Annotated in this window: 23 protein-coding genes and 1 other annotated feature; of the genes, 17 read left to right on the plus strand and 6 right to left on the minus strand. The window is 34.1% G+C overall.

All coding sequences use genetic code 11. The features are described from left to right. Positions 1 to 8: 8 nt before the first annotated feature. From FC80_RS05385 to FC80_RS05395, 3 genes are read left to right on the plus strand one after another with little or no spacing between them, the layout of a single operon-like run. A complete protein-coding gene (locus tag FC80_RS05385) occupies positions 9 to 329 on the plus strand; it encodes a metal-sulfur cluster assembly factor (RefSeq protein WP_057829108.1) in 321 nt (106 codons plus the stop codon). Between the two features lie 20 nt (positions 330 to 349). Continuing rightward, a complete protein-coding gene (locus tag FC80_RS05390; protein WP_057829109.1) occupies positions 350 to 1327 on the plus strand; it encodes an ABC transporter permease in 978 nt (325 codons plus the stop codon). A gap of 7 nt (positions 1328 to 1334) precedes the next feature. Continuing rightward, entirely contained in the window at positions 1335 to 2717 is a 1383-nt protein-coding gene (locus FC80_RS05395) for an RsmB/NOP family class I SAM-dependent RNA methyltransferase (RefSeq protein ID WP_057829110.1), read from the plus strand. A gap of 151 nt (positions 2718 to 2868) precedes the next feature. On the opposite strand, the gene fni is transcribed toward FC80_RS05395, so the two are convergent. From fni to mvk, 4 genes are read right to left on the minus strand one after another with little or no spacing between them, the layout of a single operon-like run. Then, entirely contained in the window at positions 2869 to 3903 is a 1035-nt protein-coding gene (fni, locus tag FC80_RS05400; RefSeq protein WP_057829111.1) for a type 2 isopentenyl-diphosphate Delta-isomerase, read from the minus strand. A gap of 29 nt (positions 3904 to 3932) precedes the next feature. Then, complete coding sequence (locus FC80_RS05405) at positions 3933 to 5006, minus strand: phosphomevalonate kinase (RefSeq protein ID WP_057829112.1); 1074 nt, start codon at positions 5004 to 5006, stop codon at positions 3933 to 3935. Positions 5007 to 5032: 26 nt separating this feature from the next. Then, positions 5033 to 6001: a diphosphomevalonate decarboxylase gene (mvaD, locus tag FC80_RS05410; protein WP_057829350.1), complete on the minus strand. Its 969-nt coding sequence runs from the start codon at positions 5999 to 6001 to the stop codon at positions 5033 to 5035. Continuing rightward, positions 6001 to 6969 (minus strand): mevalonate kinase, encoded by a 969-nt coding sequence (gene mvk / locus FC80_RS05415; RefSeq protein ID WP_057829113.1) that lies wholly within the window; start codon positions 6967 to 6969, stop codon positions 6001 to 6003. Before mvk ends, mvaD begins: the two co-directional genes overlap by 1 nt. 242 nt (positions 6970 to 7211) lie before the next feature. On the opposite strand from mvk, the gene FC80_RS05420 reads away from it, so the two are divergent. From FC80_RS05420 to nth, 6 genes are all read left to right on the plus strand, one after another. Next, positions 7212 to 10004, plus strand: a complete 2793-nt coding sequence (locus FC80_RS05420; protein ID WP_057829114.1) for a helicase C-terminal domain-containing protein — start codon at positions 7212 to 7214, stop codon at positions 10002 to 10004. 91 nt (positions 10005 to 10095) lie between these two features. Next, entirely contained in the window at positions 10096 to 10590 is a 495-nt protein-coding gene (locus FC80_RS05425; protein ID WP_057829115.1) for a cell wall elongation regulator TseB-like domain-containing protein, read from the plus strand. Between the two features lie 21 nt (positions 10591 to 10611). Then, positions 10612 to 11793 carry a pyridoxal phosphate-dependent aminotransferase gene (locus tag FC80_RS05430; protein ID WP_057829116.1) on the plus strand — a complete coding sequence of 394 codons (1182 nt, stop codon included), beginning with the start codon at positions 10612 to 10614 and terminating at the stop codon, positions 11791 to 11793. Between the two features lie 13 nt (positions 11794 to 11806). Then, positions 11807 to 13108, plus strand: coding sequence for an asparagine--tRNA ligase (gene asnS, locus FC80_RS05435; RefSeq protein ID WP_057829351.1), 1302 nt, complete (start codon positions 11807 to 11809; stop codon positions 13106 to 13108). Between the two features lie 75 nt (positions 13109 to 13183). Next, positions 13184 to 13912 carry a DnaD domain-containing protein gene (locus tag FC80_RS05440; protein ID WP_057829117.1) on the plus strand — a complete coding sequence of 243 codons (729 nt, stop codon included), beginning with the start codon at positions 13184 to 13186 and terminating at the stop codon, positions 13910 to 13912. Positions 13913 to 13916: 4 nt separating this feature from the next. Beyond that, positions 13917 to 14555, plus strand: a complete 639-nt coding sequence (gene nth, locus FC80_RS05445) for an endonuclease III (protein WP_057829118.1) — start codon at positions 13917 to 13919, stop codon at positions 14553 to 14555. 121 nt (positions 14556 to 14676) lie between these two features. Here the strand turns inward: nth and yidC are convergent, their stop codons facing one another. After that, entirely contained in the window at positions 14677 to 15591 is a 915-nt protein-coding gene (gene yidC, locus FC80_RS05450; protein WP_057829119.1) for a membrane protein insertase YidC, read from the minus strand. A 100-nt stretch (positions 15592 to 15691) separates the two neighbouring features. Next, the gene (locus FC80_RS05455) at positions 15692 to 15964 is read right to left on the minus strand and encodes an acylphosphatase (RefSeq protein ID WP_057829120.1); all 273 of its coding nucleotides are present in this window, start codon (positions 15962 to 15964) and stop codon (positions 15692 to 15694) included. Between the two features lie 86 nt (positions 15965 to 16050). On the opposite strand from FC80_RS05455, the gene FC80_RS05460 reads away from it, so the two are divergent. The 8 genes from FC80_RS05460 to greA all read left to right on the plus strand — a co-directional run bounded on the left by FC80_RS05460 (position 16051) and on the right by greA (position 24069). Beyond that, the gene (locus FC80_RS05460; RefSeq protein WP_057829121.1) at positions 16051 to 16821 is read left to right on the plus strand and encodes a TrmH family RNA methyltransferase; all 771 of its coding nucleotides are present in this window, start codon (positions 16051 to 16053) and stop codon (positions 16819 to 16821) included. A gap of 101 nt (positions 16822 to 16922) precedes the next feature. Then, positions 16923 to 17423, plus strand: coding sequence for an HD domain-containing protein (locus FC80_RS05465; protein ID WP_057829122.1), 501 nt, complete (start codon positions 16923 to 16925; stop codon positions 17421 to 17423). 91 nt (positions 17424 to 17514) lie between these two features. Beyond that, positions 17515 to 17853, plus strand: coding sequence for a winged helix-turn-helix transcriptional regulator (locus FC80_RS05470; RefSeq protein ID WP_057829123.1), 339 nt, complete (start codon positions 17515 to 17517; stop codon positions 17851 to 17853). A gap of 41 nt (positions 17854 to 17894) precedes the next feature. Further along, positions 17895 to 18108 (plus strand) — a binding site (T-box leader). A 47-nt stretch (positions 18109 to 18155) separates the two neighbouring features. After that, positions 18156 to 19208 (plus strand): phenylalanine--tRNA ligase subunit alpha, encoded by a 1053-nt coding sequence (gene pheS / locus FC80_RS05475; RefSeq protein ID WP_057829124.1) that lies wholly within the window; start codon positions 18156 to 18158, stop codon positions 19206 to 19208. After that, positions 19209 to 21617 carry a phenylalanine--tRNA ligase subunit beta gene (gene pheT, locus FC80_RS05480; protein ID WP_057829125.1) on the plus strand — a complete coding sequence of 803 codons (2409 nt, stop codon included), beginning with the start codon at positions 19209 to 19211 and terminating at the stop codon, positions 21615 to 21617. A 152-nt stretch (positions 21618 to 21769) separates the two neighbouring features. After that, positions 21770 to 22888 (plus strand): endolytic transglycosylase MltG, encoded by a 1119-nt coding sequence (mltG, locus tag FC80_RS05485; RefSeq protein ID WP_057829126.1) that lies wholly within the window; start codon positions 21770 to 21772, stop codon positions 22886 to 22888. 22 nt (positions 22889 to 22910) lie between these two features. After that, complete coding sequence (gene udk, locus FC80_RS05490; protein WP_057829127.1) at positions 22911 to 23567, plus strand: uridine kinase; 657 nt, start codon at positions 22911 to 22913, stop codon at positions 23565 to 23567. 25 nt (positions 23568 to 23592) lie between these two features. After that, positions 23593 to 24069 (plus strand): transcription elongation factor GreA, encoded by a 477-nt coding sequence (gene greA / locus FC80_RS05495; protein ID WP_057829128.1) that lies wholly within the window; start codon positions 23593 to 23595, stop codon positions 24067 to 24069. Positions 24070 to 24211: the final 142 nt, after the last annotated feature.

Consider the following 24211-nt stretch of genomic DNA (forward strand, 5'->3'; position numbering starts at 1 on the left):
AAAACAACATGGTTAATCGAGACATTGAAGAGGTAAAAGACGATATTATTGAAAAGTTAGAAGATGTAATTGATCCAGAACTAGGGGTTGATATTGTAAATTTGGGTTTAATATATGAAATCGATCTTAATGCTGATGGTCTTTGTGAAATTAAAATGACACTTACAACCATGGGGTGTCCTCTAACAGATGTTTTAGCGGAGATGATTGAAAGAGCTCTCCAACCAATTGAAGAAGTTAGCCAAGTAAATGTTAACTTTGTATGGGAGCCAGCATGGTCAATTGATAAGATGACACGCTATGCAAAAATGGCTTTGGGTATTCATTAAAAAAAGCTAGGAGATCAACATTGTTAACTAAAAGAATTTTTGTACTTTTATATACTGCTGTACTTGCCTTAGCGAGTGTATTTCTTTTCGTAAAAATTCAACAAAGAAGTTTAATAATACAACTAGATAATCATAATTTATCTGCAAATGCATACCATGTTGTTCTTCGTGAAAGAGAAAGTATGTGGGATGTTACTCAAAAAATTGAGAAAAGCAAAAAGATAAAAAATGTCCAGGTTCATTTTCAAGATAAGAAAAACAAAGATTTAACTTATTTTTTTGGAACCGGAAATTTTGAAGTCCCACCAATGATTACTGGTAGCTTTTTTGGGTCAGGTGCTTTTGATTCAGAAGTTGAAGTTGTAATTGTTGGTAAAAGTTATGAAAAAAAACTGTATAAGCCAAAAGATCAAGAATATTTAAAAATGGATAGTAAGTATGTTCCAGTGTTAGGTATTATGGGAGACAAATATACTTCTGATTTAGACAAACAAATTTTTATTGCACCTAGCATTGAGAAAAGTAAACAGCTAAATGCTAATAGTTTTCGAATAGTCATTGATGGTAAAAAGAAGTTGGATAAAAATACGCTTAAGAATTTGTTAGGTGCAAAAAGAATTGCTCATTTACCACAAAGACATTTTTTGATTAATCAAGATTCTTGGATTTTGGATCACTATAGAGAATTATTAATGTTATTAGTGTTGTTTATTATGGTTATTTTTGGAATTGTGATATGGACTGTCAATAATAGAAGTAGGTACATTGAGCTATTAAAAAATAAGAAAGAGCCTACGCAACTATTGTTTGAGGAATGGGAATTTTATACACTTTTAACAGGTTTAGGGACAGTTTTTGGTGTACTGGGTGGAATTTTACTTACTGATTTGACTGATTATGTTGCATTATTGGTTTACAATGTATGTGCATTTTTGATAAATAATATTGTCTATGTAATTCTTTTAAGGAAGCAAATAGATGGTTTGAATAGGAGTTAATGTTTTCATGGAGTTTCCAACAGATTTTAAAGAAAAATATGCAGAACTTTTAGGGGATGAGATAGGCGCTTTTTTAGAAGGGTTAAGTGTTGCTCCAATTAAAGCTTTTCGTATTAATCCACTGAAAGAAAATTTTGATAAGGTAGCTTATTCGCTTGATGAACCCATTCCTTATGTACCAACAGGTTTTTACGGAGAGATTAGTGGCAAATCTCTTGAGCATCAGACAGGCTATGTTTATAGTCAAGAGCCGAGTGCAATGTATGTGGCAGAAGTGGGTGATGTTCAACCAGGAGAGATAATTTTGGATTTGTGCGCAGCTCCTGGAGGAAAGTCAACTCAAATAGCTACTAAGTTAGCAGGAGAGGGATTACTGGTTTCTAATGAAATTAATCGAAAAAGGGCTAGTATCCTTTCAGAAAATATAGAAAGAATTGGCGCAACAAATGTAATTATTTTAAATGAAACGCCACAAAATATATCAGCAAATTTAAGCGGCTTTTTTGATAAAATTTTTGTAGATGCTCCTTGTTCAGGAGAGGGAATGTTTCGTAAGGATCCAGATGCAATAAAGTATTGGCATAAAGATTATCCTAAAGAATGTGCAATTAGGCAAAGAGAAATTCTTGTTGAAACGATGAAAATGCTTAAACCGGGAGGGCAATTGATTTATTCAACATGTACGTTTGCACCAGAAGAAGATGAAAAAATAATTCAGTGGTTATTAGATAATTATAATATAGAGTTATTGCCAGTGAAAAAACATCATGGAATGGATGCAGGTAGGCCAAACTTTGCAGGAAATAACAGTGAGATGGAGAAAACTGTTAGATTATTTCCGCATCATTTCAAAGGAGAAGGTCATTTTATAGCCAAGATGCAAGATAAGAGAGCAGGGCTAGCTGATAATGTATCATTAAGAAAATCTAAAAAAGCGAAGGGAAACTCTTTCTTTAGAAAAATCACTAAGAATGAAGAACAGCTTTGGCTAGAATTTCATAAGAATGTTTTAAAAAAAGAATTATTTAATACAAAAGATTTAAAATGTTGGGGTGACCAACTATTTTATTATCCAGATGTTTGGCCTGACATTGGCAAGTTGAAATTTGTAAAGCCTGGTTTTCAGCTAGGTGTTTTCAAGAAGAAGAGATTCGAACCTGCATATGGGCTAGCTTTGGCGATAAAAACCTCTGATGTACAGCAAGCTATAAAATTAGATGATGCTCAATGGCTAAAATATGTTTCAGGAAATGTAGTTACATTGGTGGATAGTGATTACAGAAATGGATGGTATGTCCTACAATGCCATGAAAAGAATTTTGCATTTGCTAAATTAGTAAATGGTACGCTAAAGAATTTTTTCCCTAAAGGTCTACGCTTCAATATTTGATTATGAATTATGTGGTTACTAAGCAGGAGATTAAAAGTATTAATCTCTTTAATTCATTACCAATGAATCTAAACTTTTATTTATACTTAAAAAGTACTTATAACAAAGATTCCATGTTATAAGTACTTTTTTTCTAGTGTCATACGCTTTTTTAAAAATTAGTAATTTGTTTTTTGAAGGAAAGTAATTCATTTGAAAAAATAAGAGGAACATCTCGGAGCTCAGCAATATTTTTACAACCTAAGATAGTCATAATTGATTTTACTTGATGCTTAAACTCTTCAATTAATTTAATCAATCCTGAAACATCATCTTTTAACAAAGTATGTAAAAATAGTCCGGAAATACCAACGTTATCAGCACCTAAACAAAGGCATTTGATAATATCAAGGGGAGTTCGAATTCCACCGGAAGCGGTAAAGGAAAAATCATCATGATAGGATTGACTAGCAATTAAACATTCAGCTATATTTAAGCCAAGGTCGTCAAGGCACGAAAAATCTTCACCATGTAAACGTTGATTTTCAATTTTAGCAAAGTTGGTGCCACCGTGGCCAGAAAGATCAATATATTTGGCATTTATTTTTTTTAATATTTTTAAAGTATTAGGTGAAATACCAAAACCAACTTCCTTTATAATTACTGGAACCTGCAATTGATTTATGATCTCAGAAATTTCTTCCTGCCAATAAAAATCACGGTCGCCTTCAGGCATTATAATTTCTTGAATAGCATTAAGGTGAATCTCCAATGCATCAGCAGAAAGCATTGATACTGCTTTTTTTGCATTGTGCAAATTATTACCTGCACCTAAATTGCCTATAACAAATCCAGTTGGATTTTGTTCCCGTACAATTTGAAAACTAGGAGAAATTTCGGGAAACTTTATGGCAATACTTTGTGAACCAGTGGCCATTGCAATTCCTGTTTCACTAGCAGCTAGGGCAAATTTTTTGTTTAATTTTGTAGTTGTTGGGCTTCCACCTGACATAGCATTAATAAAAAAAGGGACTTCCATTTTTTTGCCTGCGAGACTTGTTGAATAATCAATTTCGTCAAAAGATAGTTCGGGTAAATTATTGGGAAGTATACGAATTTGGTCAAGTCCGTTATTACTTTTGGCAGTATATTGTTTTTCTGCAATAAAAATATGTTCATCTTTACGATGTGCGTGTTTTTGATCCAAAACGTTCCTCCTTATTTAAAAAATACTAATTAATCATTAATTTGATGGACATGTAAGTTTAGAGGACAAATACCATTTTTTTTCCATTCCTTAATTAACGAAGAAGTGGCATATTTTTTATTAATTACCACAATACCGCAATCTCCACCACCTGCACCAGATGTTTTAGCAGCTCCATTTGCATTTTCAGCAGTTTCACATAATTTCTGAAGAAGAGGTGTTTCTATTTCTACGTTACTGATTTTGCCGAGATGTTGTAATAATTCTCGATTTATCCGAATTTCTTTTTGAATTATTTCAATACTATGATTATGAAATCCATCAATCATCTTAAAAAGGCAATTTTTGCTTAAATCTAAAAATTCTTGATAAGATGAACGCTTTTCTGCTTTTTCTAACCCAACTGCATCCACAAGATGAGAGGTTGAAGCAGGTGAACCAGTCCAACCAATTAATAATTCTAGATTTTCAGGTGGCGTCAACAGTTCAATATTAAGTTGGGGCCATTCAATTGATATTAATTTATTAAGAGTGAAAGTATTGCGTGCTTTTTTTAGCCATTCTCGATCGAAAGAACGGTAAGCAATCCATCCCCCATATACACTGGCTGCGATATCACCTAAAGAACCATTACCTTGAATATCGAGATGCGCTATAGCAGATAATTTAAATAAAATATCATTTGTAATTGGTAAATCATAAAAACGGCACAGCGCTTTGACTGTTGCCACGGTCACAGCTGCCGAACTGCCCAAACCGTATTTTTTCCCATCTGGGCTATCAAGGTCACTATCAATATTTAAATGATAACACTTCATTGTTTTATTCAAAGATTGAGCATACGATTCAGCAAGATGTACAGCTGATAAAATATAATGAAATGGATTATCACGATTATCAAAGACCATGTTGTTACCCTCTCTTTTCCAATAGAGAGAATTTTCTTTGTACTGTTGTGAATTAATTGTTCCATAGTCATTGCTTTCTTCGACAGTAACAGTTACAAATTGGTTCAATGCTACTAATATGGCTGGATACCCTGTTTCAACCACAGCATATTCACCTGCAATATAAAGCTTTCCAGGAGCTTTAACGGTTATCAAAAAATCATGTCCCTTCGACAAAAAAATTAAATTAAGTGTGCAGCAGGGCCAGAACTAGCTACCAACACCTTTTCATGACCAAAACTATTTGAAAAAATATTAACGATACTTGAAACATCTTTTTTCAAACAGATGACTTTTACATTTGGTCCAGCATCTAAAGTATAATAACAGGATATACCTTGTAAACGCAACCCTTCAACTATTTTCATCGCTTTAATTGAATCTGGTTCAAGATAACTAAAATGAGGATGGGCACTCATATTTAAAGCGTGCATTTTCATTGCATTTTCTTCAGAGATTTCTCCAAAAGTTTTAAAATCATTTTCTGCCAAAGCTTTTTTAATAGCAAGGAGGTCCTTTTTCGAACTTTCAACCCAATTAGAGTAATAAGGAGAGGTTTCAACCACCCGTTTCATTCCCATTCGACTAGAGATTTTTTTATGATTTGTACTGATTATCAATGCAATCATACAAATTTCAAAGTTGTTTGGCATTTTGATTGGATATGCAAAGGATGTCTCGTCATCAAAACCTGCCTGCCATTCAACAAGGCCACCATAAATAGACCGGCATGCAGATCCTGATCCACGTCTGGCAAGACGGGAGAGGGACGGCTTGTCTAATTCTAGACCAGCAGCTTTACTGGCTGCTAATGCTAATGCTGCATAGGCAGAAGCCGAAGATGCGAGCCCTGCAGTAGATGGAACATAGTTTGTGGAGTAAACTTGTGCTTTACTCTGAATGTTAGCTTTTTTTCGAACGATATCTAGAAAAGTACTAACGTTTGAAACATCTTGTTTTTGGTTATCTAAAAAGAACAAATCATCTGAAAGTTTTTCATCAAATGTCACACTTGTTTCAGTATAAAAATGATCAAGAGTTAGAGAAAGGCTGCTATTCATTGGAAGAATCAAATCTTCATCTTTTTTCCCCCAATATTTGATTAGAGCAATATTAGTGTGCGCACGAGCTGTGTAAGTTGTCGCATTTATCAATTTACTTCCTCCGTTATTGTGATTCCTAATGGTTGAATCCATGTTGTTGTTGTACCCGCATGTTTTAATATAGGAATAGCTTTTTTGGCTAATTTAATAGATGGCATTAAACAAATAAAGCAACCACCACGACCGCCACCAGTTAATTTACTACCAAGTGAACCGAGGTCTTTACTAAGAGCAATTAACTTATCTAATTTTTGATTGCTAACTCCAAGTTTTTGAAGTTGTTCTTGTGCTTTATTAAAAGTATCACCCAGTCCTACAATATCGTTATTGCTAAGCTGATTTCTAGCACTAAATGCAAGTCGTTCAAGTTCCTCTAAGAGCAATTTAGTGTCGTGGGGATTTTTCTTTAGCAAATTACGGACGCTTGCCACAGCAGCACTTGTTTTACCTTTAATACCGCTATCGCATATTAATAAGCATCCATCGAGATGAATGGGGATTTTCTTTAATTCTTTATTACGAATCATCCAGATTGGTTGAGAGCTTGCAGATGTCGCAGCATCTAAACCACTCGGGTTACCATGCATATCAACTTCTGAAACATTAGCTAGAGACAACAATTTATCCTGAGTAAGCTCTAATTCAAAGAAACTATAGAGGGCCCTGATAACTGCTATGGCAGTTGCAGCCGAAGACCCCATTCCACGTTCTGCTGGTAAATCACTTTTGATTGTCATTTTAAATTGCTCTTTTTGTTTGTTAAGTGTCTTCAAAATTAGTAGAATTAAATGCTTTAATCCTTGCATATTTTTAGGCATAGAAGATAATGGACCATCAAAATACCGACTCTTTATTGAAGAAGGCTCGCCGTAGGTTTGTTCAATTGTGACAGTTGTTTTAACTTCAGATAAAGGTAAAGCAATTGCAGGCTTTCCATAAACAACAGAGTGTTCACCGATTAGAATTATTTTGGCGTGACTAATTCCCTCACTATAACGAGTATGAAACGTTGTCAAAATGCCGCTTCCTTTCTTAACGATAAATTAATAGTTTTAGCTTGTAATACTATAAATCATAAGCAAATAGAATTATACATATTTATTATAAATATGACAAATATCAGTAATTAAAAATACAATTAAGTAAAATATTAATTACCAATACAATATTTTGCAAGATAAATTTCCTTTAAAATAGAAAAAAAAACTGATTTTGTGCTAAAATTGCGAGTAGATTAAGCAAGAAAGTCGGTGGACTAATGAATTCGACAACCACATATGCAGTTGTTGATATCGAAACGACAGGTACAAGTATAGATGGTACCAATAGAATGCTACAATTTAGTTGTGTTTTTATAAATAATAAAAAAATAAGCAACACATTCAATACAATGATTAACCCAGGAATGCCGATTCCAAACGAGGTAAAGAAATTAACAGGGATTAGTGAGAATGACGTTAGGCATGCTCCTTTTTTTGAAGATGTTGTGGGAACAATATACTCTTTACTACAAGGAACAATTTTTGTGGCACATAATATAAATTTTGATTATCGCTTTTTGAATGAAGAATTCTTGCGGTGTGGCTATCCAGAAATGGACATTCAAGGAATAGATACTGTGCAACTTACTCAAATTGTATTACCTACTTTGCCTAGTTATAAATTAAGTTATCTAAGTGAATATTTTGACATCAAGCATAGCCATCCACACCATGCAGACAGTGATGCATTTGTTACTGCACGGCTCTTTTTAATGTTGCAAAAATCAATTGATAATTTGCCGCTTAAAGTATTAGAATTTATTACAAGATTTCAAGACAAGTTGTTATTTCAGACTGGTGTTTGTTTTAGTAATGCGTTGAAAAAAAAGAAGATGGAAACAGGTGTCTTACCTAGTTATTTAGAAAAGGTAGGTGACATAGTTTTAAGAACTGAATCATTGACACTTCTTAAAGAAAGAGAGGTAACCTATCCAAGAACAGCACTAGAAAAGAAACGTTTATTTGGAGATTTTCTAGAGTCACGTCCAGCACAAGCAGAAATGATGGATGAAGTTTATCGTTTACTCCTGCAAAAAAAAGAAAATGAATTGATGATTGAAGCGCCGACGGGATTAGGTAAGACATTAGGATACTTAATTCCAGCAGCATTTGCAGCACTTAAAGGACATATGAGTGTGATTTCAACTGCAACAACAACACTGCAATTACAGTTATTCGAACAGACAATTCCGTTGTTAAGGCAAATAGTCCCATTTGATTTCACAGTTGCTATTTTAAAGGGAAGTCATAATTATATAGATTTGCAGAAATTTGTTTTGTCTTTAGGTAAACCGCAAAGCAATCCCTCAAGACTATTACAATTACGAATATTTGTTTGGTTGACTATGACTAAAACTGGAGATTTAAGTGAGCTGCATCTAACAAAAATGCAGGATCCACTTTTTGATGAGATAAGGCACAGAGGTATTATGTCACTTGACAACAGTAGCGTTTATTATCCACATGATTTTGTATTAAGACAGCAACTTAAACAAGATACTGCTGATTTAATTATTACCAATCATTCTTATTTGTTAAATCATGCGGAGAGTCTAGGAGATTTTAAGAGAAAATCTCTTATAATTGATGAAGCACAACATTTAGGAAATATTGTACTCAATAGTAACCAAGCCGTGATTGATTTTGATTTAATAAAGATAATTTCCGATACATTACTAGTAAAAATTAGTTCTCAAAAGTCTTTCTCATTTAGAGAGTTGCAGCAACAACACTTCTTTACAGATGCGGAATCGAAGGAGTTTGCTGCAAAAATTAGAATAATTGATCAACGAGTGCCTGTTTTAAGAAATTTTTTGGAACAAAGATTTTTACAACAAGAAGGCAAAAATGTTGATTTTAAAGAGATTGCTTTGAAAACGAGCAAATTTAAGGGATTTGTTAAAGAAAATTTTGCTGATTTCAAGCAAATTTCTGAAGCAAAAGATAGTCTACAAACATTGCTTTTGAAAACTAAAGTGAGATTTGCCGAGTTTAAAGCACAAGAAAGGCTTGATACAAATGCACAATCGTTTATTTTAAATTTTATTGACTGTGGGTTTGAATTATTAAGAGCAATGGAGAATTGGTATCGTTTTAAGCTTGATGAACTCGATCAAACAGCCGCAGAAGCTGTGATTGGGTTACAAATCCCTTTAAGACAAGTCAATGGGCATTTACGTCTTAACTTTGGAATCTTCAAAACAAAAAATTATTTAGAACCAGTAGTTTATTCAAAGTTTGAACATACGATTTTTGTTGGTGCAACGCTTCTTTTACCTGAGGGAGCAGGCTATATGAGTGATCAACTAGATTTGAGTCAAGAAATAAAAATTTTGAAATTAAAAGGCGATTTTGATTATAAAAAACAAGCTTTGGGGCTCTTGGTTTCGGATGCACCAGACATTGTTACAGATACCAAAGACTATATAGAATATCTAGGTAAAACACTAATTGATATTCTTAGTTACAATAATAAACAGACTTTAGTTTTGTTTAATTCATTAGAGATGATTTCCGTAGTATATAATTATTTACGTGAAAGTAAAATTTTAGATGAACGTTTAATTATTGCACAAGGAGTGAGTGGAAGTAACGAAAAAATAATTAAAATGTTTGAATTGGGTGAAGGAGCTGTCTTATTAGGATCGGGAACTTTTTGGGAGGGAATTGATCTTCCTAAGGATCGATTAGAACTTCTGATAATTACACGTCTACCTTTTCAATCGCCAGATACACTAGTTAATCGTGCCAAGTATCATTTAGCAAAAAGACAAGGGAAAAATGCTTTTGCGACTATTTCATTGCCTGAAGCAATGTTTAGGCTTAAACAAGGCTTTGGAAGATTGATTAGAACACGAGATGATCAAGGTGTGATGATTGTTTTGGATAGTCGGGTAGTTTCACGAGATTACGGTGTAAAATTAAGGGAGGCGTTCCCAGATAAAATGCCTGTGAAAATTATCAAGTCTTTCGAAATTAAAAAAAATTTGTTTGATTTTTGGGAAAATTAAAGACCATATCTTCAAAAAGAACACTAATATTGTTATAATGATACAAGTGTTAATAATATTAGAATTAATTTAAATGAGATGTGAGGTTCTTATGAAGAGGGTAAAAGGTTATCGAAGTGGTGTGAAAAAACTTTTTGCAATAGCATTTATAGTAGTTGTATTCTTTGGGGTAGGCATTATATACTGGCAAGCTCAGTCTCCAAGAGAAACTGCTGAAAAAAATGCAATCAGTTTTGCGCGTAAGCATGCGGATTTAAAATCAGAAACTGCTTTTTATCTATTCAATAGAAAACAGACTTATTTTACTGTAGCTGGCACGAATACAAAAAATCAAAAAATTTTTGTTATTATTGCTAAAAAAGGTGGCGCTACTAAAGTACTATTACAGAATAAGGGGATTAGCGAAACGGGGGCAATTGCTCTAGCAAAAAAGGAAAATCCTAAAAAGATTTTGAAAGCAACATTGGGACTTTGGTCAAATAATCCAGTATGGGAAGTAACTTACTTAAATAATTCTGGTAACCTTTGTTACGTTTTATATAATTACAAAAATGGCAATATGGTAAAATCTATTCAAAATATTTAGTAGATTGAGGGTATATCACATATGAAAATTTCAAAAAGAGTAATGCAAATTCAACCATCGGCAACACTTGAATTGTCGGCAAAGGCAAAACAAATGAAAGATGATGGCCTTGATGTTATTAATTTAGGTGTTGGCGAGCCAGATTTTAATACTCCTAGCGATATTAAAAAAGCTGCAATTAAAGCCATTGAAGAAGGAAAATCCGACTTTTATACACAGGCTACTGGGATTAATGAATTAAAAAAAGCAATTTGTGATCGTATTTCTTCTGACTTCGGAGTGAATTATGAACAAAATCAAGTGGCAGTAACAGTTGGAGGTAAATTTTCTTTATATGTTTTAGCACAAACCTTATTGGATGAAGCAGACGAGGTCTTAATTCCGCTTCCTTATTGGGTGAGTTATGGTGAACAAGTTAAGCTTGCTGGAGGTGTTCCTGTGTTTGTCACCCCAGAAAATGGTCTTAAGGTCACTGTTGATGAATTAGAGGCAAAGAGGACTGCTAATTCAAGACTGGTAATTATTAATTCTCCTCAAAATCCATCCGGATTGATCTATACACGTTCTGAATTAGAAGAAATTGGAAATTGGGCTGTTGAACATGATATCATAATTATAACTGATGATATGTACGGTAAATTAGTTTATAATGGAGAACGTTTTGTATCATTAATTGAGCTTAGTGAAAGCATTAGAAAACAAACAATACTTGTAAGTGGTCTTTCAAAAGCCTATTCAATGACGGGATGGAGAATAGGATATACTGTTGCTCCTGCTGAGGTAATAAAGAAGATGAGTGCGCTTATTGGACATGCCACAAGTAATCTTGCTGCAGTGAGTCAATACGCAGCCCTGGAGGCATTAACAGGCCCTCAGGAAGTGGTTGAGAAAATGCGTGTTGCATTTGAAGAAAGATTGAATAAGGTTTATCCAGAATTAATTGCTCTACCTGGTGTTGAATTGGAGAATAAGCCACAGGGGGCTTTCTATCTATTTCCAAACGTTAAGCAAGCTGTTGAGTTAACAGGTTTTAATTCAACTGATGATTTTGTAGAAGCGTTACTTGATGAGGCCCATGTTGCTGTTGTTATTGGTAGTGCTTTTGGTATGCCTGATCATATTAGAATGAGTTATGCGACTGATTTGGCTAGTCTTGAAGAAGCAATTAAGAGAATGAAATGGTTTATTGAAAAACATATGTAGGAGGATTTTTTTGTTGAAGACAATTAGTATTATTGACTCAAAAAATCATGTTGATGAAGAAGTGAAAATTGGGGCTTGGCTTACAAATAAACGATCTAGTGGGAAAATTGCTTTTCTACAATTACGTGATGGAACTGCTTTTTTTCAGGGAGTTGTCGTAAAAAGTAATGTAAGCGAAGAAGTATTTGCTTTGGCTAAGGAAGCAAAGCAAGAAGAAAGTATTTACGTTATTGGAACTATTCATGAAGATACACGTTCGCCATTTGGCTACGAAATTGAAGTTTCGGGAATCGAAAAAGTCGGAGAAAGTGATAACTATCCAATTACTCCAAAAGAACATGGGGTAGATTTTTTGATGGATCACCGTCATTTGTGGCTACGATCAAAACGTCAATTTGCTGTTATGAAAATTCGTAATGAAATTATAAGGGCAACTTATGAATTTTTTAATAAGGAAGGGTTCATTAAAATTGATGCGCCTATTTTAACTGGGTCTGCACCTGAAGGAACGACAGAATTATTTCATACCAAGTATTTTGATAAAGATGCGTATTTATCACAGTCTGGACAGCTCTATGAAGAAGCAGGTGCAATGGCTTATGGAAAGGTCTTTTCTTTTGGACCGACCTTTAGAGCTGAAAAATCAAAGACAAGACGACATTTAATTGAATTTTGGATGATTGAGCCTGAGATGGCATTTATGCATCAAGAAGAGAGCCTTGAAGTCCAGGAGAAATATATTTCGTTTTTAGTTCAAAGCGTTATTGATAATTGCGCTTATGAACTTAATATTTTGGAACGTGATATCAATGTTCTAAAAAGATATACTGAACTCCCATTCCCGAGAATTTCATATGATGAAGCAGTTGAATTACTTCAAAAATCTGGGGAATTTCCTGATGTTAAGTGGGGGGAAGATTTCGGTTCTCCTGAAGAAACATATTTGGCTGAACATTTCAGCAAACCAGTTTTTGTAATGAATTATCCTAAAGCAATAAAGCCATTTTATATGAAGCCACATCCTACTCGTGATGATGTTGTAATCTGTGCCGATTTGTTAGCACCAGAGGGATATGGAGAGATTATTGGAGGCTCTGAAAGAGCAACTGACCCAGCGTTTTTAGAAGCACAAATTGAAGCGGCTGGATTGAATAAAGATGATTATCAGTGGTATATTGATTTACGTCGTTATGGTAGTGTACCTCATTCAGGTTTTGGACTGGGACTTGAACGTGCAATTACATGGATAACAGGGGAAGAACATATTCGAGAAGCAATTCCATTCCCAAGATTACTAAACAGAATTTATCCATGATAAAAACAATGAAGCGGTTAGGGTAATTTATTATCTTGACGGCTTTTTATTTAAAAATGAAGAGTGGTGAAATTAATGGATCAAACATTTGAAAAGTACTTGAAAGCAGGACAGATGACGATTTCGAATCTTGTGCTTTATAACTATCCAAAATTGGGATTGGATGAAGCTGAAATGGTTCTTGTAATTCAAATAATGAGTTCAATTCAAGCTGGCAATTCTTTTCCAGAAGTGAGTCTTATTGCAAAAAGAATGGGTAAAGAAGAAGCGGTTGTTTACCAATTAATGCATAGTTTGATTCAAAAAAATGTTATGGATATTGCAAGTATCCAAGGTGAAACGGGAGTTAAACACGATGTTTACCAGTTTAATAAGTTATTTGAAAAAATAATTGCTTTGGAAAAACAAACAGAAATAGCTGTAAAGAAAAAAGATGTGACGGTCACACGTGAAAAAGTATTTCAAAGTATAGAGGTTGAATTTGGCCGACCTTTGTCACCAATTGAGATTGAAACCATTAATATGTGGTTACAAAAAGATAGTTATTTGCCTGAACTAATTATTTTAGCACTAAGAGAAGCGGTATTAAATCAAGCTTATAGTTTAAAATATATGGATCGAATTTTATTAAGTTGGGAAAGACAAAATATTAGTACTGCACAAGATGTTCAGCGTGAGCAGCAAAGAAAGAGGATGAAAATCCAAGATAAGACAATGATGCAAAGTGATAAAAAAAGTGACCCTAATAAGCCAAGTATCCCTTTATATCATTGGTCAAATAGAAGCAATAAAAATGAGGAGTAATCAGATGTTATCAGATAAAGAATGTTTAAAGGTAGTTGAAATAATGGGGAAATCATATCCTGATGCACATTCTTCACTTACTGCTGATTCTGATTTTCATTTTTTGTTGGCTGTTATTATGAGTGCACAGACAACTGATAAAGCTGTGAATTTATTGAGCCCAAAGCTTTTCGAGACATATAAAAGGCCAAATGAACTAGCTGAGGCTGATGTAGCTGATGTTATGGAATTAATTAAAACAATCGGTTTATATCGTAACAAAGCGAAGTATTTGGTGGAATGTGCAAAAAAAATTGTTAGTGATTTTGAAGGTGTTGTTCCTCAGACGCGTAAAGAATTAATGTCATTGCCAGGAGTGGGTAGGAAAACTGCAGATGTTGTTATGGCTGAGCGCTTTAAAATACCTGCAATAGCCGTTGATACGCACGTTACTAGAGTATCGAAAAGGCTTAGAATGGTTGCACAAGATGCAAATGTTATAGAAATCGAAGAAGCCTTGATGAAGAAACTTCCAAAGTCAATATGGATTGTAGCGCATTTTAGAATGATATATTGGGGACGTTACCAATGCACGGCGAGGTCTCCAAAATGTGAAACCTGTCCCTTACTTGAAATGTGTGCTGAAGGAAAGTTAAGAATATAGTGATAGTTTTTTATCAATATTGAGTCAAAAAAAAGTCCAAGGCGTTAGCCTGGACTCTTTTTTATATTTCCCAAAATTAATTTGCAGTTACCTACTTGGGAAATAATAACTTTTTAAATTATTATTTTTTGTGTTGTTGCTTACCAGCATTTCGTTTTCTATTGCTAATGGAAGTATTAGGAATATTATTTTTCTGTTTAGGTGCTACACTGATAGGCTTAGGGGATACAACTTTTTTAGGTGGATTTTTCTTTAATTCAGCTTCTATTTCTGCTCGGATTCTTGGGCGCATTGCATTTACCAAGATGGTTTGTAAGCAGGCAAATATCCCACCAACAAAGAAATAAAGTCCTAATCCTGCGGGAGATACGAATGTCATACCACCTAACATGATTGGAGTGATAAAAAGCATAGATTGCATCTGCTTTTTTTGTTCGGGAGCTATACCTTGAAGTGACAAGTATGCTTGTCCTCCATAGATTAGGACAGTCAAAACAGCAAGAATAATACTTGGTTTTCCAAGATTTATATTCATAAAGGTTGTTTTGGATAGTTCAGGTGAATATTGGATAGCTGCGTATAAAGCAGCAAAAATTGGCATTTGAATTAATAGGGGAAGACAGCCAATTCCACCAGTCATTGAAATACCATTTTCACGATATAAAGCCATCATTTCTTGGCTAAGTGCTGTTTTTTCTTCAGCGCTTGAAGCATTTTTTTGTCGTTCTTGAATAGATGCCATCTGTGGTCGGACCGATGCCATTTTTTCTTGTTGAATCGTTGCATTTTTAGCTTGTTTCAACATAACAGGCATTAAAATCATTCTGACAATGAATGTAATAGCAATAATGGCCCATCCATAGCTTCCTCCCATTACCCCAGTTAGCCAGTTAATAACATGTTGTGTTGGAATTGCTAGATGATCATAAATCAATCCGTATGGTTTGCCACTCTTAGTTCTTTGGACGCAGCCACTTAAAAGTAAAGAGACAGCCACAAAAACTGGTAATATAGTAAGACGCTTTATTTTTTTCATTAGTATTGTTCCTTTCAAATAAACTACGCTACTTACTATACTTTATCTATAGTACTTTTTCAATTGTACTTCATAATATAAATTTGTTAAGAAGTACTTATTAATAGGTGATATTAAAAGAAGTAAAATTTTGGAGCTGGATTTCTTCCAATGTATACCTTGTTACTTTTCCACTAGGAGTGGGGGAAGCAATAATTTTTTTGGTAAAATCCGAGAGTTTCTCCGAAGGGCCTTGAGCTTCAAGATATACTGAACCATCAAGCTGATTTTTTACAATACCAGTTATTCCTAATTGATCAGCAATCATTTTTGTACAATAACGAAACCCAACTCCTTGGACTCGTCCGTATATTGTCATTTTGATTGATTTCATGATTTACACCTCCTAGGATTATTATAATTTAAAAGAGAGGTTATATGCTATAATTACCGAGAAATAAAAAAATGGAGAGATTAAAAATGGATATTATTCAGTCACCTCAAAACAAACAAGTTAAGGAGTGGAAAAAACTTTCTTCAAAAAAAGGAAGGGCAACTCAAAAATTATATATTTTAGATGGGTGGCATCTCGTTAAAGAGGCAATTAAAGCAAAAGAAACGATACATCTTTTTCTAATTGTACCGGATTCTAGGTATGTATCGGAATTTAATGAGTTTAATAATACAAATACGAAAATTATGTATATATCTCCCGAAGTTGCCAATGCTTTAAGTGATACTCCAAGTCCCCAAGGGATTTTTGCGTTAATGAACATTCAAGATACTATTACAGACAGCGTGAATTTAAATGGTGCATGGCTGTTATTAGATAAGGTTCAAGATCCAGGAAATATTGGGACAATGGTTAGAACTGCTGATGCAGCAGGATTCAGTGGGGTAGTCTTTGGTGAAGGAACAGTAGACTTGTATCAACCAAAGGTCGTTCGTTCGATGCAAGGGAGTCAATTTCATTTAAATTTGATACAGTCAAATCTTATGGAGTTTATCACTACATTACAGAGAAATGAAATTCCAACTTTCGGTACTGAGCTTAACAGGTTCGCTAAGAGCTATGATGCCATAGGCAAATACTCTTCATTTGGTCTGATAATGGGGAATGAAGGAAATGGAGTTGAGCAACAATATCTAGAGATAACTGATTATAATCTCTATATTCCAATTGTTGGCCAAGCAGAATCACTAAATGTTGCTGTTGCGGCTGGGATATTGATGTATGCATTAAAAAAATAATTATTAAGAATAGTTTATGAAAATCCAATTTAGACATTTATTAATTGCAAATTATATTGATTCAGGTATGATAGACCTAGAATTATTAAGAGGGGTATTGCATGAAAAAAAATGAATGGCAAAATGATCCAGAATATATGAGTTATGTAGGTGAACTTTTGCAAACACCTGAAGTACAGCGTTTGGCTGACTTTAAACAACATTATTTTTCAAATCGTTTGGAGCATTCGATTGCGGTCTCTTTTGATAGTTACCGGATTGCAAAAAAATTGCATTTGAACGCTCGTTCCACAGCAAGAGCTGGGTTGTTGCATGACTTGTTTTATTACGATTGGAGAACTACTAAATTTGATAATGGTACACATGCTTGGATTCATCCACGAATTGCTGTAAGGAATGCAAAAAAAATTACAGACCTAACATTGATGGAACGAGATATTATCATTAAACATATGTGGGGTGCAACAGTTGCACCACCACGTTACTTGGAAGGTTATATAGTGACTGTAGTTGATAAATATGAGGCAACTTCTGAAGTTAGTAAGCCACTTTTTAATCGTTATGAGAAGCGTTTGAAGAAACGTTTGAGATTTGTAAAATAATAAAGTTGGAGAAACTTTGTCGTTTTATTTGACGGCGAAGCTTTTTTCGTGTAAATATAAATACAATGATATTTTGTTGGAGGTGAATATAATGCAAAAGACTGTTGATACTTATGCACAATGCCCACGCTTTGAAAAAACCTTTGGTATTTTGGGGCGTAAGTGGAATGGATTGATAATCGATGCTTTATTAACTGAAGGACCACAACGTTTTCGTGATCTTGCAAATAAAGTCGATAAGTGTAGTGACCGTGTTTTGGTTGAACGCCTCAAAGAATTAGAAGAAGAGGGTTTGCTTGAACGCGCAATTTATGAAGATAGCTGTAGACCTGTCTATAGTTTAACGACGCGAGGAGAAAATCTCCGCTGTGTTATGGGCGAATTGCATGATTGGGCAAAAAAATCTTATACACTTGAAGATTGTCAATAATACCTTGACGAACTTTATAGGAAAGTATAGACTCATAGTAGATAAAGACAGTGATGGAATATAGTAAGATATTTTTATTTTTAGAGAGAAATACGTGAGCTGGAAGTGTTTCATATAAAATTATCTGAATTTCAATTCTTTAGTTGCTACCGGAATTTAGTAATAATGAATGGTGTGCCGCTTACATGGGCGTTAACATGAAAGTGCTAAGATTTTTTTAGAACAAGGGTGGTACCGCGAGACCTCGTCCCTTTTTGGGAGGTGGTCTTTTTTTGTCTTGAAAAAGAAAGGAATGAAGACTAGTGGATTTAAAAGATAGGTTGACAGAATTGAAGTTCAAAGCTTTGGGCGAGATTGAAACTGTTGAAGATTTGAAAAGAATCAATGAGATTAGAGTTAATTTGTTAGGGAAAAAAGGACCAATAACCGAAGTTCTTCGTGGAATGAAGGATTTGTCTAAAGAAGAACGTCCTGTTGTTGGGAGCTTTGCAAATAAAGTCCGTGATGAATTAACGGAGGCAATTGCGAAGCGAAGCGAGAAGTTAGAAATAATAAAAATCGCCAAAAAATTGGAGAAGGAAAAAATTGACGTTACTTTACCAGGAGTTTCGGTAAAAGTTGGACAATCACATATCATTATGCAGGTTATTGATCAACTTGAAAAGTTCTTTCTTGGGATGGGATATCAAGTTGTGGATGGACCAGAAGTTGAAGAAGATCATTATAATTTTGAAATGATGAATTTGCCAAAGGATCATCCCGCTCGCGATATGCAAGATACATTTTATATTACGAATCAAATTTTAATGCGTACACAAACTTCACCAGTGCAAGCTCGTACGATGGAGAAGCATGATTTTTCAAAAGGACCATTAAAAATGATTTCACCAGGTAAAGTTTACAGACGTGATACTGATGATGCAACTCATTCTCATCAATTTCATCAAGTTGAAGGACTTGTGATTGATAAACATATAACAATGGCTGATTTAAAGGGAACATTGCAAGCAATTGCAAGAACTGTCTTTGGAGATGAACGTGAAATAAGATTACGTCCAAGTTATTTTCCATTTACCGAGCCTTCGGTTGAAGTTGATGTTTCTTGTTTCAAATGTGGTGGGAATGGATGCTCTGTTTGCAAGCAAACTGGTTGGATTGAAGTTTTAGGTGCTGGAATGGTTCATCCCAATGTTTTAACAATGGCTGGAATTGATTCAACAGTGTACGGTGGTTTTGCTTTTGGGTTAGGACCAGATCGTTTTGCAATGTTGAAATATGGAGTTGACGATATTCGTGAATTTTATTTGAACGATGTCCGCTTCTTATCACAATTTTCACAGAAAGGACAAAGATAGATGAAAATTTCAACAAAATGGCTTAAAGACTACATTGATTTAGATATAGATGCGCAAGAGCTAGCAGAAAAAATTGAGAGAACAGCAGTTGAGGTTGACAGTGTTTCAAGGCCAGATAAAGGATTGAAAAAGATAGTTGTCGGGAAAACTATTGAGGTAAAAAAGCACCCTGGGTCAGACCATCTTAATATTTGTAAAGTAGATATAGGAGAAGAAGAACTAGCACAAATTGTTTGTGGGGCACCCAATATTATAGCAAATAAAAAAGTAATTGTTGCTTTGCCAGGTTCAAGAATTGCTGGAAATGTAAAAATTAAGCGTAGCAAAATGCGTGGTGAAATTTCTGAGGGAATGATTTGTTCTCTGCAAGAAATTGGTTTTTCGGAAAGTGTTGTGCCAAAAGATTATGCAGACGGTATTTACTTTTTACCAGAAAATGCCGAGCCTGGAGATGCAGTGTATTCTTATTTAGGCATGGATGAGGATATTATTGACCTTGATGTTACACCTAACAGAGCAGATATGCTGAGTATGAGAGGTACAGCCTATGAATTAGCAGCTATTTACGATAAAAAAGTAACTGTGAAGAAACCTGAAATCCAAGAAGATGAAAGTGACTCGATTGAAAAATATCTTCAAATTGCAGCGGATGAAAAGTTATCTTCAACATATTTAATTCGAGTAATAAAGGATGTACATGTTAAAGAAAGCCCAATGTGGCTTCAAAAACGTTTATGGAATGCAGGTATTCGGCCAACGAACAATGTCGTCGATGTTACCAACTATATTTTACTTGAATATGGACAACCACTACATTCATTTGATTACGATAAAATTGCAGGAAAAAAAATTGAGGTTCGTCTTGCTAAAACCGGCGAAAGCTTAACAACACTAGATGATGAAAAAAGAGAACTTTTAGCAAGTGATATTGTGATTGCTGATGCTAATGGACCAATTGCTTTAGCAGGGACAATGGGTGGACTAGAAAGTGGAATTTCTGAGACAACTGAGATTGTAGCATTAGAAGCAGCTGTGTTTAATTCTTCGTCAATTAGAAAAACTGCAAGGAAACATAATTTGCATAGTGAAGCTTCTATGAGATTTGAACGTGGAATAAATCGTGAGACAGTTCTTGAGGCACTCAATAAGGCAGTACAATTAATCGCTGAGTTAGGTAATGGTAAAATAGTTTCTGGTATAGCAAAAGGTGCAAAAGAAAATGTGCAAGCAACTAGTATAAAGATAACTACAAAGAAAATTAATGATGTTTTAGGTACTAAATTAAGTGATGTTACAATCATAGATATTTTTGAAAGACTTGGTTTTGAAGTAGAAGGCAAAGAAGATACTCTTCAAGTTCTTGTTCCCGCAAGAAGGTGGGATATTAGTATTCCTGCTGATTTAATTGAAGAAGTGGCAAGGATTTATGGGTATGATAATTTACCAGCTACTTTGCCAAGTGGGGATGCTACTCCAGGAAGATATACCTATAAACAGCGAGTAATTCGTGATACGAGATCAATTTTGGAGTCTACAGGATTAATGCAAGCAATTTCATATGGACTTACATCGAGTAAGAAAGCGCAACGTTTTATGCTAGATGCAGCTCAAGAAACACATTTAGATTTTCCAATGAGTTCAGATAGAACAACACTTAGAATGAACCTTGTTAGTGGCTTGTTGGATGATGTTGCTTACAATAATGCTAGAAAAGTATCAAATGTAATGTTGTATGAGCAAGGACGGGTTTTTTATCGTGCTGAAGAAGATGAAAGACCACAAGAGATTGAACATGTTGCAGCTGCAATGACAGGTCTTTATGAATCTCAGTCATGGCATGATGAAAAAAAAGTAGTTGATTTTTACGTGATTAAGGGAATTGTGGATCATTTATTAGCTAAGCTAGGTGCTACAAATGTAATTTATAAAGCTACACAAAGGTATGAAGAAATGCACCCAGGAAGAACGGCAGACATTTTCTTGGATGATTTGCTTCTTGGATTTATTGGTGAAATTCATCCTAATATTGCAAAAGAATATGGAATTGCAAGGACTTACGTTTTTGAACTTGATTTGCAAAAGATTATTGATTTTAACAACAAATTAACGGTATATCAACCAGTATCTAAATATCCAGTTATTACACGAGATGTCGCCATTGCAATTAATAAAGATATTGAAAATGCAAAAATAGTTGACTTTATTCAATCACGAAGTAGTAAGATATTAAAGACAATTGAGCTTTTTGATGTTTATGAAGGTGGAAAGATTGGAATTAATAAAAAATCAATGGCCTACAAATTAACATATAGTGATGTTTCTAAAACATTAGCTGATGATGAGGTCAATGTTGATTTTGAAAAAGTTATGCAAGAATTGAAGCAAGAATTTAAAGCAGAAATTCGATAGTTAATTTATGGAAAGCTATAGATATTAGAAAATCTGTGGCTTTTTTCATTTAAACTAATTTGTTTTATGTTAAGTAACGCGGAATCTTAATGCAAATTAAGCAAATTTTATGTATAATATATTGGATAGTGTATTTCGAATGGAGGGATACTTTGAATAATAAGAATGAGGACAATTTAGATTTGCAGAAAAATAAGACTTTTGCAAATCGAATTGTACGCGGAGTGTTGCTTTTAATTGTAGTTTTACTAGTATTTTTAGGAATCATTGGGTATCGCTACTTTGAAAGTGCTAAGCAACCTTTAAATCCAAATAGTAGTAAAGTAATTGATGTGAAAATACCAATTGGAAGCACTTCAAAACAGATAGGTAGTATATTAGAAAATGAAAAAATAATAAAAAGTGGTTTTGTTTTTGATTATTATGTAAAAGCAAAGAAATTTAGTCAGTTCAAAGCTGGATATTACGGATTTAAGCAATCTATGACATTAAAGCAAATTGCACTTAAACTTGAAAAAGGTGGAGCAAGTGAGCCGCTTGACTCTGGTAAAGTACTTGTTAAAGAGGGTGTCACAGCAGACCAAATTGGGGATGTTATCCAGCAAAAGACACATTTTAAAAAAGCAACTTTCTTAGCATTATTGAATAATCAAGATTTTTTAAATCAACTAGAAAAAAAATATCCTGATTTGCTAAGCTCCGCTGTTAATGCTCAAAATGTGAGATACAAATTAGAAGGTTATCTCTATCCTGCCACCTACACGGTAGGAAAGAAAAGCACTTTAAAAGAATTGATAACTTCAATGGTAATGAAGACAGATGCGATGATGAAACCTTATTATTCTCAAATCAGTGAGAAAAATTGGACGGTTCAAAAAGTCTTGACCCTTGCTTCATTAGTTGAAAGAGAAGGAGTAACTGATTCTGATCGTAAAAAGATTGCTGGCGTTTTTGAGAATCGCTTAGACCAGAATATGAAAATCCAATCTGATATTTCGGTGTTGTATGCACTTGGCAAACACAAAAAAAATGTTACTTATAAAGATTTAGAAATTGATTCACCATATAATCTCTATAAAAATTCTGGGGTGGGACCAGGGCCATTTAATAGTCCAAGTATTGATTCCGTCAATGCAGTACTTAATCCAACAAGTAGAGACAAAAAGTATTTGTATTTTATTGCAGATATTAAAACCGGCAAAGTATACTATTCGCAAACTTATGCTGAACATCAAAAAATGACAGCTAAATTAGCAAAAGATAATGATTAATTTTATAAAGGGGAAGTAAGTAATGACAGCAAATTCGGGCAAGAAACGCCCTGTAATCATTGGTGTTACAGGGGGCTCGGGGAGTGGCAAAACTTCTGTGAGTATGGCAATATTTAATCAACTGAAGCAGCATTCGCTTTTAATGGTACAAGAGGACTCTTACTATAAAAACCAAAGTGACATGCTCTTTGAAGAAAGAGTTAAGGTTAATTATGATCATCCGGATGCTTTTGACACTGATTTGCTAATTGAACATTTGCAAAGTCTCTTAGAGTGGAAACAAGTAGCAGTACCAGTATATGATTATAGTGCACATACAAGAAGCAACAAAGTTTTAGTTCAAGATCCACAAGAAGTGATAATTGTCGAAGGTATTCTGGTCTTAAATGATCAGCGTCTCCGGGATTTGATGGACATTAAAGTTTTTGTTGATACTGATGATGATATTAGAATTATCAGAAGAATTAAAAGAGATACTGAAGAAAGAGGTCGTTCTTTGGAGTCGATTATTTCACAGTATTTGAAGACGGTTAAGCCAATGTATCACCAGTTTATTGAACCCACTAAGAGATATGCTGATATTATCGTGCCAGAAGGTGGAGCAAATCAAGTAGCAATTGACTTGCTAACGACGAAGATTAGGGATGTTCTTCGTCATAATAGGCATACTAAAAATTAATTTATTTTGAGAGGAGTCATATTAAATGGCAGAAGAAAAAAAATATCCAATGACAGCTGAAGGAAAACAAAAATTGGAAGAAGAGTTAAATACGTTAAAGACTTCGAAACGTTCAGAAATTATTGAACGAATCAAAATAGCACGTAGTTTTGGTGATTTATCTGAAAATTCAGAGTATGAATCAGCAAAAGATGAACAGTCATTTGTTGAAGGTCGAATTAAAACAATCGAGCAAATGTTGAATCATGCAGAGATTATTGATAATAAAAATATTGATGTCGATGAAATTGCAGTTGGAAAAACGGTGACATTCAAGGAATTACCAGATGAAGAACCTGAGACGTATTCAATTGTTGGAGCAGCTGAAGCGGATCCATTTTCAGGTAAAATATCTAATGAATCTCCAATTGCTAAGGGATTGATTGGTCATCGTTTGGGGGAAGTTGTTAATATTGAGACTCCAGGCGGGTCAATGAAAGTAAAAATTACTGAAGTTAAATAATGAAAAAGTGACTCTTTGGAATTATTGTTGAAGAGTCTAAATATTAGCGTTCTAATTACTTTGTGATTAGGACTCTTTTTTATTTTAATTCGAAAAATATATACTAAATTAATTATAAAGTTGGAAAAGAAACGATAATTAA

The sequence above is a fragment of the Liquorilactobacillus cacaonum DSM 21116 genome (assembly GCF_001436735.1).
GTDB lineage: Bacteria > Bacillota > Bacilli > Lactobacillales > Lactobacillaceae > Liquorilactobacillus > Liquorilactobacillus cacaonum.